This is a genomic window from Sulfurimonas crateris (assembly GCF_005217605.1).
GTDB classification, from domain to species: Bacteria; Campylobacterota; Campylobacteria; order Campylobacterales; family Sulfurimonadaceae; genus Sulfurimonas; species Sulfurimonas crateris.
The window spans coordinates 1-12,015 of sequence record NZ_SZPX01000007.1 but is presented as its reverse complement, the minus strand read 5'-3'; the positions used below and the strand labels follow the sequence as shown (position 1 = coordinate 12,015).

Genomic DNA, 12,015 nt, shown 5'->3' with positions numbered 1-12,015 from the left:
TAGTGGCAGGGACATCTGTCCCTACAACCCCCTAAAGCTACGAAAAACTCTGTTTTTCGAGAATTTCAAAGTGTTTTACGCACCCTTCATAAAAGTGCGTAACATCAGTTATTGTTTTATAATTTCGGTAATATTACCTAAAATCTGCTTTTATATATCTTTAGAGTCCATTTTGCAAAGTTTTGGTTTAAAGTTCAGTACCAGTATCCAGACGACGGCTATGTCGATCACAACATCTGCGAAATTGAAAACGGCAAAGTCAAATCCGCAGTGCCAGTAGACCATATCTACTACTCCGCCGTGAATAAATCTGTCATATATATTTGAAACTGCGCCGCCTAAAAGCAATCCTGCAGGAAAAGCGTAACATAGCTGTTTTAGATAGATGATATACCCAAAAACTCCTAAAATAAGAACGAGCTGAATATACTTGAGTGCTCCGTCCAAAAATGCGAACATTGAAAATGCGACACCCTTGTTATAGACTAAAATAAGGTCGATACACTCACCGTAGTATCTCCAGCCGTCAACAAAAAGCGACTTTATATTTTGGTCAATTACAAAGATGCCAGCCATCGTAAAAAAAAGTATGCCAAGCAGGCGAATCATTCTATTATGCATTTAAAGCTTTTTGAAAAAACTCTACCATCTCGTCCATACGGTGGTTCATATTTTTAGCATCTTTGCACTCCAGAAGAACTCTCAGTTTGTTCTCGGTTCCCGAGTAGCGTATAAGATGATGCACGCCATCTTTCTCTAACTCCTCCAGTTTGCTCTCAAGCCCTTCTATCTCGCCGATAGGTTTTTTAACTTTTACGTTTATATTTACCAGTTTTTGCGGATACAGCTTAAAAGGTCGAAGCGCTTTTGAAGCCTTCTGTTTAGTCTCTAAAAGAAGTGCAAGTACTTGAAGCGCGCAGACAAGACCGTCTCCTGTTTTTGCAAAATCGCTGATTATTACATGTCCGCTCTGCTCGCCGCCAAAGTTGATCTTCTCCTGTTTCATAAGCTCTAAAACATTTTTATCGCCTACGTCGGAACGCAGAAGTTTCAACCCATTTTCGCCCATAAAATCTTCCAAGGCTTTATTGCTCATTACCGTTGAGACGACTCCGCCCCCTTTTAGAGCTCCTCTCTCGCTCATATAGGCTCCAAGAGCGCCCAAGAGCTGATCTCCGTCTACGACCTCACCGTTTTCATCGACTATGACGACTCTGTCTGCATCCCCGTCAAGCGCGATACCAAGATCAGCTCTATACTTTATAACGCTCTCACACAGATCTTTTGTATGAAGTGCGCCGCACCCCTCGTTTATGTTAAAACCGTCAGGCTTATTGTGAAGAACAATGACTTCGGCACCTAGCTCCTCAAGAACGGTCGGCCCTACGATATAACCTGCTCCGTTTGCAGTGTCAAGAACTATTCTCATATCTTTTAGGGAGAGCTCTCTTGGAAAAGAGTTTTTGAGCTGAACTATGTAACGCCCTATCACGTCATCGATTCTCTTTGCCTTTCCTATCTCTTTGCCTCTTACATGAGCATCTTGAAGAAGTTCACTATTGTGGTAGATCTTCTCGATCTCCTCTTCGACACTGTGAGAGAGTTTATCTCCGCAGCCGTCAAAAAATTTGATCCCGTTATCTTCGTAAGAATTATGCGAAGCACTTATCATTATTCCTGCATCACAACGCATATTTTCAGTTATGTAGGCAATAGCGGGTGTTGGCATCGGACCGATCTGAACAACGTCATACCCTATAGCAGTAAGTCCGCTCACGATCGCATTTTCAATCATATAGCCGCTTCTACGCGTATCTTTTCCAATTAGTATCTTATTGGTCTTTGAGTGTGCCTTAAAATAAATCCCCGCAGCCATAGCTACTTTCATAGCAAGTTCCGCCGTTAAAAAAGTACCGGCCTCTCCTCTTACTCCATCAGTTCCAAACAGTTTCATTGCAAATCCATAATATTTAAGTGCTGTATTTTAACATATTTAGGCAATAATGTTTAAATTATTCTCATTTACCTTGGCTTTAACTTAATTTTAATTATATTTAAGCTAATATTCTGCACTAAATTTTTATGAGAAGGACTCATGCATGGCAAATCACAAGTCATCAATTAAGAGAATTCGCCAAACAATCGTTCGTACTGAGCGTAATCGTTTTTACAGAACTCGTCTTAAAAACATTGTAAAAGATGTTCGTTCTGCAATAACTGCAGGTAACAAAGAAGAAGCCGCGTCGGCAATGAACGTAGCAAACAAACAAATTCAAAAATTTGTAAGCAAAGGTATCTTAAAAAAAGAGACTGCTGCTAGAAAGATTAGTCGTCTACACAGAGCTGTAAACGCTATATAAGGTTAACCCTATAAATGTTAGCCGATAGACTTACCTCGTTTATCAACCGTTATAACGAACTCGGCGAATTGCTGAGTTCGCCTGACATAACCTCTGATATCAAGAGGATGACCGCTCTCTCAAAAGAACAATCTTCACTTTTACCAATGGTAGAAAAGGCAAAAGAGTACAAAGCCCTGCTTGCTGAAATTGCAGATGCGAAAGCTATGCTTAGTGATTCGGATATGTTTGAGATGGCAAAAGAGGAGCTTAGATCCCTTGAGCCTAAAATTCCACAGCTTGAAAACGACATAAAGCTTCTGCTTCTTCCAAAAGACCCAAATGATGACAGAAATATCATCGTGGAGCTTCGTGCAGGAGCAGGCGGTGATGAAGCTGCCATCTTTGTAGGCAATCTTTTTGAAGCGTATACTCGTTATGCGGATCTTAAAGGGTGGAAAATTGAGATAATGAGTTCATCTCCTTCGGACTCAGGCGGGTATAAAGAGATAATTGCTCTTATTAAAGGCGATCAGGTCTATAGCAGGTTGAAATACGAAGGCGGCACACACCGCGTTCAGCGTGTTCCCGCAACTGAGTCACAGGGACGTGTACACACATCCGCGATCACGGTTGCGGTTATGCCGGAAGTTGAAGATGTCGAAGTTCAGATAAATGAAAATGATCTCAAAATCGACGTTATGCGTTCAAGCGGATGTGGTGGTCAAAGTGTTAACACGACAGATTCTGCTGTTAGGATCACCCACTTGCCCACAGGGCTTGTTGTAACAAACCAAGACCAAAAATCGCAGCACAAAAACAGAGAAAAAGCTATGAAGGTACTAAAAGCAAGACTTTATGACCTTGAGATGCAAGAAGCGCTTGCAAAAGATAGCGCAAACCGTTCTGCTCAGGTTGGAACGGGAGATAGAAGCGGAAGAATTAGAACATACAACTATCCGCAAAATCGTATGTCCGACCACAGAATAGGTTTGACACTCTACAGACTTGCAGAGATCATGCAGGGCGGTCTTCTAGACGAGATCATAGAACCGCTTATTGCAGACCATCAAGCAAAAATAGTTGAGGCGGCAGGTCTTTAAACCTCTGCCGTAAACACCCTTTTCACTTCACCCTTAAATGTAATGCTTCTCTCATTTACTCCAAGATAGAGAGTATCGCCGCTTTTTGGATAGACCTCGATGTTATTTGAGACCAAGCCCTCTTTATAAGCAATATAAAAAGATGCCGCCATTCCGGTTCCGCATGCTAGAGTCTCATCCTCCACGCCGCGCTCATAGGTTCTGACACGCAGATTTTTACCATCTACAAAAGCTATATTTACATTTGCATTATGTTTCTGTCTTAACTCTCTTGCCTCTGCTATGTCAAAGAACTCTATATTATCGCAGATATGCACAAGATGCGGTACTCCGGTATTTAACTTGAACCATCTTTTGCCGTTGTGCTCTATGTTTGTCTCTAAAATCTGAGGAGGAGTAAGCTCACTTAAGACCATACCGCCTTTTGCATCTGATGATGCCTCAACCTCTGCATTTATGACTCCCGCAACTGTCAAAAAGCTCATCTTACTAGGTGCAAGCTCATTTGCAAATGCATAGTGAGCGCATGCTCTTGAGCCGTTTCCGCACATCTCCGCTTCGCTTCCATCAGAGTTGTAAAACTGCCACTCGAAGTCATACTCACACTCTTTAGAATCTTTTGGAACAAGAACTATCAAGCCATCAGCTCCTACGCCCTCTTGTCTGTGGCAAAGCTTTTTTGCAAGAAAATGTCTATCTTTTTTAACAAAGGTATGAAAAATTACGAAATCATTTCCGTTTGCGCTATATTTTGAAACTATCATTTTTTCTCCAGATATTTGGCTTTTATCTTCTCTACAAACTCTTCACACTCCCGCTGAAGATGCTTTAAGTCTTTTGAGTTGTCTATAATCCAAGTCGCTCTTTTTCTCTTCTCCTCTATATCCATCTGAGACTCTATTCGTCTGAGTGACTCCTCTTTTGAGTAGCCGTTTCGCTTCATAAATCTCTCTAGCTGAATATCTTTTGGAACATATACGACAACGCTCTCTTTTATATCGTAAGCGCCGTTTTCAAAAAAGAGCGGAATATCGATGAGATAGGGAAATTTAAAGCTGTCCTGCTTCTTGCTTCTTCGCTCTATCTCAGCTCTTATCTTTGGATGCAAAAAATCCTCTAGTTTTTTCTTTGCCTCTTTATCGGAAAAAACCAAAGTTCCGAGTTTTGCTCTGTCTACTCTTGAACCCTCTATAAACTCATCTCCGAAATTTTCTCTTACCCACTCAGATGAAGCGTCCAGAATCTCGTGAGATATGGTGTCTGCATCTATAACCCTCATGCCGTTTAGTGCCAGCAGAGACGCTACGGTACTCTTGCCCGTAGCGATCCCTCCCGTGAGTGCTATAGCATACTTGAACGCCATTAGTTTTTGATGATCCCTAGATACTCTTTACGAATATAGTTGCCCATCGCAAATGCCGCAGGGTGAATATCGCTGTTGTAGTAACTAAGCCCATCGATCATATCTGCACGCTGAAGATTTATATCGGCTGTCGGATGATACTCTTTTGAAGCAAGAAGAGCAGTTGTGCCATCCCCGATATTGTAAGGCATAATGATCTTGAAAAACTTCCCAAGCATGCTCATCAAACTCTTGTTCTCCTCTACGCTCTCAAGTGATGGGTGTTTTGTCACCAATAGTCCATCTTTTTTCAAAACGCGGTTTAGGTGAGAGAAGAGCGCAGCATCATTTCCCATCTCAGATATTACTACATCGTAGTTATCATCATCTAAAGAGCTGACCTCATTGAGAGAGCATCCTACAACTTTTACATTTGCCTCACCGTGTCTTGCCGCCTCTTGACTCAGTTTTTGCGCATTGTCGCTTATTATTAAAACATCTTTTGCCTCTTTGGATGTACACATAGGTACGTGAACCATCATTTCAGCGTAAATAAAATCTCTCATATTTAAAATTCCTAAATTTTTGTATTTCTTTTGCTGCGATTTTAGCATATTTGTTTTAAATAACATAATACTCTCTGCCGCTCACTATTTTCCTATGCTAAAAATAAGCTCTCGGTAAGTCAAAAAATGATAATATCTTCACACTTTTTAAAAAGGATTTATAAAATGGCAATTTCAAGAAGAGAAGCTTTAGCACTCTCGGGCCTAGCACTTGCTTCTTCTACGCTTAGCGCTAATCCTGAATCTAAATCAAAAAAAGAGTCAAATAGCGACTCACGCACAAACTATAAAGCTCCGCTGCATGAAACTAAAAACCCTAGAGTCGTCGTTGTAGGCGGCGGATGGTCGGGACTCTCAGTTGCAAAATATACAAAAATATTTGCGCCTAGTGCAGATGTGATCTTGGTTGAACAAAAGAACCAGTTTATCTCTTGCCCTGTCAGCAATCTATGGCTTGTAGACAAGGTTGACATAGAGTACTTAACGCATGACTATCTTCAAGCGGCAAGAAATAACAACTACATCTACTTTCAAGCAACCGCTATTGACCTTGATAAAGAGAATCAGATATTAAAGACAAGCAATGGAGATATAGCCTACGACTACCTAGTCTTTGCTCCGGGCATTGACTACGACTACTCTCGCTGGACAAATGACATTGCATTTGAAAACAGACTTCGCCACGAATATCCTGCTGGTTTTATGCCTGGATCTGAGCATATAACCCTAAAAAACAAGATAAAAAACTTCAAAGGCGGCAATTTTATCCTCACGGTTCCTGCAGGAAACTACAGATGTCTTCCCGCTCCCTATGAGAGAGCATGCGTCATAGCCGACTACTTCAAACAGAAAAAACTAAATGCAAAAGTTATCCTGCTTGACGCAAACAACTCCATCACCATTAAAGAGCAGGGATTTAAATCAGCTTTTGATGAGCTTTACGCTGACTACTTGGAGTATGTACCTGCAGCAAAGATCGCAGAGATTGATCTTGACAACAAAGTAGTCTATACTGAATTTGAAGAGTTTGAGTTTGAAGATGCCGCTTTCTATCCTCAGGTAAGAGGTGCGAAGATATTAGAGCGTGTAGGACTTGCTAAAGATGCAAAAAACAAACTTGAAGCGCATATCAATCAACTGACATACGAGGCGATAGATGCAAAAAATGTTTACATTACCGGAGACTCCCGTCCAATGGGCTTCTCAAAATCCGGAAACACTTCAAACATTGAAGGTAAATATGTAGCTTCTCACATCGCGCAAAAGATCAACAAAAGCGCACCTGTAAAGTGGCGTACTCCTATTACAAGCTGTTTTTCGGCAGTCTCCATAGAGCCTGAAAGAGCTATCTACATCTATACTGAGTATGCTTACGATAAGAACATAGTCTTTAGTTTTGCAAATACCATAAGCAGCGAAGATTGGAAAAAAGATGGAGCTGTAAATGCAGAGTCCATCTACGACTGGGCAGATGCTCTCTACTCAGATATGTTTGATGCATAAGCCAAAGAGAACATCTTTGGCTCTATCTATCTGATATTTTCCATTTTTAGATATAATCGCGTAATAATTTAAATCAATTTAAGTTATAAACCTTACATTATGGAATCAGAATGAATTACGACAAAATTAGAAAAAACTGTAGAGTTATCAGAATAGTAGCGGGCGTAGCGCTTATTGCAACAGGTTTTATTACGGGCAATGCGTGGTTCTATCTAGGTGTTTTACCTCTTATTGCAGGTATTGCAAATTTCTGTCCGCTCTGCATTATCTCCAAAAAGTGCTCTATCAAATAGGAACTCCTCTTTAACTCTGGCTTTAACTCCGATGGGGTATAATTTCGTACTTTTAATATCGGAGCCATAAATGAGCCAAATAAGCTACAAAGATGCAGGTGTCGACATAGATGCCGGCAATAGTTTTGTTGAGAACATCAAACCTTTAGTAAAATCTACACAGATCCCGGGTGTTATCGGCGGTATAGGCTCTTTTGCGGGAGCGTTTGAGCTGCCAAAGGGCTTCAAAGAACCGGTTATGCTTGCTGCAACCGACGGTGTCGGAACCAAACTAAAGCTCGCAATCGACTCAGGCATACACAACACAGTAGGCATCGACCTTGTTGCTATGTGCGTTAATGACCTCATTTGCAACTTCGGCACGCCATCTTTTTTCCTAGACTACTACGCTACGGGAAAACTTGACGTTGCTGCTGCTACCAATGTTGTCGCAGGTATTGCAGAGGGGTGTAGAAGAAGCGAATGTGCCCTTATCGGCGGAGAGACTGCAGAGATGCCGGGAATGTACTCACAAGATGATTATGACCTTGCAGGGTTTGCTGTGGGCGTAGCAGAGAAGAGTGAGATGGACAGAGTATCACTTGTAAGAGCGGGAGACAAACTCATAGCGCTTCCAAGTTCAGGGCTTCACTCAAACGGCTTCTCTCTAGCACGTAAAGTACTGTTCGAGAAGATGGGTATGAAGTTTGAAGATGAGTTTGATGGCAAACCTCTTATAGAGACTCTTTTAGAGCCTACACGCATCTACGTCAAAACATTCAAAGAGATCAAAGAGAGTGTAGTCGCACTAGCTCACATCACAGGCGGCGGAATAGTCGAGAATCTTCCCCGTGTTCTACCTCAAAACCTAAGAGCTGAGATAAAAAGAGACTCTATTAAAATACTCCCTATTTTTGAGCTTATTTCACAGCATGTAGAGATGGATGAGATGTTTAGAGCATTCAATATGGGTGTCGGTATGATCTTGGTCGTAAAAGATAAAGATGTAGAGAACGTACTTGCTAAAACAGACGGTTATATTATCGGTGAAATCAAAGAGGGAAAAAGAGAAGCGGTTTTAGTTTAAAATTTTATAGTTTAAAGCGGTGAAGAAAATCTTCACTGCTTCTGGCAAAGCCAAGTGGCTTAGAAATCGCCTCTTGCAGCTTTCTCTGGAATCTTCTCCATAGCCTCTTTTACTCTTAACATATCTTCAAAAAGATCGTCATTGATCGGCTTCTTATCAGTTCCGCCGTAAAGTGCCAAAGTCATATCCATAGTGATAAGGTATCTATCGCCGTTTCCATACTCTACAAACACAATTCTACAAGGCATAAACCCGCCATAGTAACGTGAGTGGTTAAACATCTTCTTAGCAACGCTTAGTGAACAAAGCTCAATAATTCTTGCATGTTTTACCTCTTCAGCTTTTGCATCTTCTAGGTTGAACATATTTTTCTCGCCTACAACCATCATGTTGTACTCAAGCGCTACTGATTGAATAGACTCTATGACCTCTTCTTCAGTTACATCATCAACAACTTTAAACTCAAGCATCATAGCCTGTGCAGGATCTCCGGTCTCACCGATAGTGCCCATCATCTTAGCGTAAGCGGTTCTTGTTTCTCCTGAAAAATCAAATACAAAAACTTTACCCATATTTAAATATGAACAACCACTAAACACAAATGCAACCATTAGTGTAGAAAGTCCCATCATTATATTTCTTAACATATATTTCCTTTGTTTGTAGAGTTTATTTTGTGATAAAAGTGATAAAACTATCACAAAGTAAATTTAAGATATTATAACACACAATTCTGTAAATCTACTGAAGTTTTTTCGCTGGTTTTTCATAAAATGTGTACCGCCAAATAGGCGGTACACTATATGTAGAGAGAGTTCTTAGAACGCGTAGTTAAGTTGAACTGTATAGCTTTGCTCAGAGTGTTTAGTTGTAATGTCTTGACCTAGAAAATTGGTCATTTTTTCTTCATTTTCTAAGCCATAAACAACAGCTAAATCCATAGAAATAGTTTCATTAAATGCATAAGTACCACCAAGAGATATGTGAGACTCCTGAGTACCAGGAAAACCTAACATGTTGAATGTGTTAGTGATATCGAAACCGTAACTATCTAATGTCAAATTTTTACCTGTATTGTCTTGAACAGCACTCTCTGCATACTGGTAACCTGCACGTAGTGCCCAGCCGTCAGTAGCATACTCATAACCTACTGCGATAACATCTTGGTCTTCCCAGCCAAAATCTTTATAAACTTCAGCATCTTCCCAGTTAATATTTTTATAGTCAACTGCTATAGTATGCCCTTGCATTGTATAGCTAACACCAATACCATATTCAGCTGGAGTAGCCATTTCATCTTGTGTATATCCACTTGGACTCATTGGAATCATTGGGTTTATTGCATTTGACAATTGATCATCAATATTAAATTTAATTTCTGATTTATAAACAGCACCAATAGTGAAACCATTTGTCTCATAAGCCATACCAAGATTAAAACCAACAGATAAATCTTGCGCTGCACCTGCTCCCACACTTAAGTCATCAGTTATACCGAAACTAGGATCACCTAAAGCAGCAGCCATATTATTCTGTAGTCCTGAAGACATAACATAATTAATATCTAAAGAACTGTATTGAACTATTGGAGTAATACCAACACTGAAACCATTAGCTGTATATGCTAATGGAACACCAAACTGCATAGTTTGAAGAGCAGTAACCATATCCATATGTGATGCATCACCACGATAATCAACACCTAAGCCGCCTGTTCCCCACATACCGATACCCCAGTAGAAGTTATCATTAACTTTAGAAGCCAAAGAAACAGAAGGGATAACAAAAAAATCAGAGTCACTAGTTTGTGTTCCAACTTGAGACATATCATATCCACCAAGTCCATCAGAAAGAACCATATTGTTATTAGTTTCTATGTCTGGCATAAAAACAGTTCCCCCGAAAGAGACTTCATTATTACCTTTAATAGTAGTTATTAAAGCAGGGTTTGACAAAGTTGACTCTGCCCCCATTCCTGTTGCAATACCAACACCACCCATACCACGAGACTTGGCACCGACACCCATCAGCGTTGAACCATTCGTTGCGAATGCAGATGTTGCACCTAAAGCTAAAGCAGCTACCACTGCAAGTTTAATTGTTCTTTTCATTTTCTCTCCTACGAGTAATTTTTTAGAATGTAAGCATTATAGGAGAGTAATTTTTAACCGTTTCTTAAACGAATAGTAAACAAACATAAGCCAAGCTTAATAATTATCTTTAATTTGTCAGATATATAATCTTTGCATATAACTAAAATCAATATATGCTATAAAAAATGCCCTATTTAGCTTTTATATAAGTTTTTTGTATATTTTGGTACGGTTGATATTATATAGATTATCTTTTTGGGATTATTAAAAAAGCGTGATAAAATTATCATAACGTGTAGTTGTGTAACATATATGTAACAATTTTATTATATTACACGTGAAGTAAAATCGCCCAAGAGACCATAACTAGGCGCAAGAGAGTAATTTTACTTAAAAAGTATGCTCTCTTTTATATTAATGATCTTTTGATCGCTGTAGATTTGTAGATTTTTTGCACCTCTTATCTCATAGCCTGAACTGTCGTCCAAAACTCTGCACTCGGGATTTCGCTGTGCTGTGCTCTCTTTTGGTACATCTTTTACAATATTTTTTTGTGCTTTAAGATCCAGTACACCTTGACTTAGCCCGCCAAAGAGTCGTCCACTGCTATCCTGTAAGAACTCTTTTGCCTCTTTCGCTTCTATAGTGTCGCTTATATTCTGTTTAGCGATCTCCTCTTCGATCTCTTGCGCATCTTTTGCATCAAAGATCTTCTCATTGACTGCATGAGAACTATAGTAAAGCTCGCTGTTTGGAAGCTCTACACTATTTTGACTAAGTCCGCCGAAATATCTCTCAAGCAGACACTCGCTCGGAACCAAGTAGGCACGACTATCACTTATGACAACATCTTTTTTATACTTTTTGCTAAGCTCTTCTAAGCTTTGCATATCAACGGAGTTAGATATATGAATAAGTTCGTAAGCGCTAAGCGATGCTATAGATGCTAATGTAGATAGAAAGATCTTCACTTAAATATATCCTTATCGCTTAACCACAATATCCATGAATACTTCTTTATATTGCTGTTATCAAAAAGTGCATCATCTTTTATGCGGTAGTACTCATATACGACAGAGATCTTCCCGTTATTTGCCGCCTTTATGTATGGCTCTGGGATAATTATCTTATATGAGAGCGTACCTGGACCAAAACCTCTCTCATCTGCATCTTCAAGTGCTAAAACACCGTATAGCTCTTTCTCTTGAGATGGAACTTTTACAAGAACATGCTTTGCTCCAAACTCTAAAGCTCTTCTATACCCTTTTATAAACTTCTCACCGCCGATATTTAAAGAGTGATAGTGAATTGAGCTTTGAAATGGAGCGCTAAACTCTCCTTGAAGTTTAAAACTGCCGTCTCTTGCAGCTATGAGAACCTCTTTGTCTTGAATCTCTCCGTGAATTATCTTTTTTGTATATGTTGTAGTAGAACACCCTGTAAGAAATAGCAGCAGTGTTGCTAAAGATAGTATATATTTCATTTTATATCCTAAGTGGTTGTGAGTAAGATTTTAGAAGTATATCAGTTAATAACTGATTAAAAGATTTGATTTAAATAATTTAGATTGATTAAATAAGTTAGTAGAAGAAATGACCAACTAGGCAGCGACCTACGTTTCCACACCTGAAAGATGCAGTATTATCAGCGATGAGAGGCTTAGCTTCTGGGTTCGGAATGGGGCCAGGCGTTTCCCTCTCTCTATAGCCA

14 protein-coding genes and 1 rRNA gene are annotated in these 12,015 nt (G+C 39.8%); 5 read left to right on the top strand and 10 right to left on the bottom strand.

The window, feature by feature from the left end; translation table 11 throughout:
- Positions 1-150: 150 nt before the first annotated feature.
- Both lspA and glmM read right to left on the bottom strand, forming a co-directional pair.
- The gene (gene lspA, locus FCU45_RS09120) at positions 151-621 is read right to left on the bottom strand and encodes a signal peptidase II (RefSeq protein WP_137014519.1); all 471 of its coding nucleotides are present in this window, start codon (positions 619-621) and stop codon (positions 151-153) included.
- Positions 614-1,954, bottom strand: a complete 1,341-nt coding sequence (glmM, locus tag FCU45_RS09115; RefSeq protein ID WP_137014517.1) for a phosphoglucosamine mutase — start codon at positions 1,952-1,954, stop codon at positions 614-616. The genes lspA and glmM overlap by 8 nt, the downstream gene beginning before the upstream one ends.
- A gap of 145 nt (positions 1,955-2,099) precedes the next feature.
- On the opposite strand from glmM, the gene rpsT reads away from it, so the two are divergent.
- Both rpsT and prfA read left to right on the top strand, forming a co-directional pair.
- Positions 2,100-2,360: a 30S ribosomal protein S20 gene (rpsT, locus tag FCU45_RS09110; protein ID WP_137014515.1), complete on the top strand. Its 261-nt coding sequence runs from the start codon at positions 2,100-2,102 to the stop codon at positions 2,358-2,360.
- Positions 2,361-2,374: 14 nt separating this feature from the next.
- Complete coding sequence (gene prfA / locus FCU45_RS09105) at positions 2,375-3,442, top strand: peptide chain release factor 1 (RefSeq protein WP_137014513.1); 1,068 nt, start codon at positions 2,375-2,377, stop codon at positions 3,440-3,442.
- Here prfA and dapF read toward each other — a convergent pair.
- Genes dapF through FCU45_RS09090 form a run of 3 tightly spaced genes read right to left on the bottom strand, consistent with a single transcriptional unit; the run spans position 3,439 to position 5,350 of the window.
- The gene (dapF, locus tag FCU45_RS09100; protein ID WP_137014511.1) at positions 3,439-4,206 is read right to left on the bottom strand and encodes a diaminopimelate epimerase; all 768 of its coding nucleotides are present in this window, start codon (positions 4,204-4,206) and stop codon (positions 3,439-3,441) included. The genes prfA and dapF overlap by 4 nt on opposite strands.
- Positions 4,203-4,805, bottom strand: coding sequence for a dephospho-CoA kinase (gene coaE / locus FCU45_RS09095; RefSeq protein WP_137014509.1), 603 nt, complete (start codon positions 4,803-4,805; stop codon positions 4,203-4,205). Before coaE ends, dapF begins: the two co-directional genes overlap by 4 nt.
- Positions 4,805-5,350, bottom strand: coding sequence for a class I SAM-dependent methyltransferase (locus FCU45_RS09090; RefSeq protein WP_137014507.1), 546 nt, complete (start codon positions 5,348-5,350; stop codon positions 4,805-4,807). The genes coaE and FCU45_RS09090 overlap by 1 nt, the downstream gene beginning before the upstream one ends.
- 165 nt (positions 5,351-5,515) lie before the next feature.
- Between FCU45_RS09090 and FCU45_RS09085 the strand changes: the two genes are divergently transcribed.
- From FCU45_RS09085 to purM, 3 genes are all read left to right on the top strand, one after another.
- Positions 5,516-6,853: an FAD-dependent oxidoreductase gene (locus FCU45_RS09085; protein WP_137014505.1), complete on the top strand. Its 1,338-nt coding sequence runs from the start codon at positions 5,516-5,518 to the stop codon at positions 6,851-6,853.
- Between the two features lie 110 nt (positions 6,854-6,963).
- Positions 6,964-7,146 (top strand): YgaP family membrane protein, encoded by a 183-nt coding sequence (locus FCU45_RS09080; RefSeq protein ID WP_137014503.1) that lies wholly within the window; start codon positions 6,964-6,966, stop codon positions 7,144-7,146.
- Between the two features lie 70 nt (positions 7,147-7,216).
- Positions 7,217-8,212 carry a phosphoribosylformylglycinamidine cyclo-ligase gene (purM, locus tag FCU45_RS09075; RefSeq protein ID WP_137014501.1) on the top strand — a complete coding sequence of 332 codons (996 nt, stop codon included), beginning with the start codon at positions 7,217-7,219 and terminating at the stop codon, positions 8,210-8,212.
- Between the two features lie 59 nt (positions 8,213-8,271).
- Here purM and FCU45_RS09070 read toward each other — a convergent pair whose 3' ends face one another.
- The 5 genes from FCU45_RS09070 to rrf form a co-directional block, all read right to left on the bottom strand.
- Positions 8,272-8,859, bottom strand: coding sequence for a DUF302 domain-containing protein (locus FCU45_RS09070; protein ID WP_137014499.1), 588 nt, complete (start codon positions 8,857-8,859; stop codon positions 8,272-8,274).
- A 171-nt stretch (positions 8,860-9,030) separates the two neighbouring features.
- Complete coding sequence (locus FCU45_RS09065; RefSeq protein WP_137014497.1) at positions 9,031-10,323, bottom strand: OmpP1/FadL family transporter; 1,293 nt, start codon at positions 10,321-10,323, stop codon at positions 9,031-9,033.
- A 368-nt stretch (positions 10,324-10,691) separates the two neighbouring features.
- A complete protein-coding gene (locus FCU45_RS09060) occupies positions 10,692-11,276 on the bottom strand; it encodes a hypothetical protein (protein ID WP_137014495.1) in 585 nt (194 codons plus the stop codon).
- Positions 11,273-11,788, bottom strand: a complete 516-nt coding sequence (locus FCU45_RS09055; RefSeq protein ID WP_137014493.1) for a hypothetical protein — start codon at positions 11,786-11,788, stop codon at positions 11,273-11,275. The genes FCU45_RS09060 and FCU45_RS09055 overlap by 4 nt, the downstream gene beginning before the upstream one ends.
- A gap of 116 nt (positions 11,789-11,904) precedes the next feature.
- Positions 11,905-12,015, bottom strand: a 5S ribosomal RNA gene (rrf, locus tag FCU45_RS09050); the annotation flags it as partial.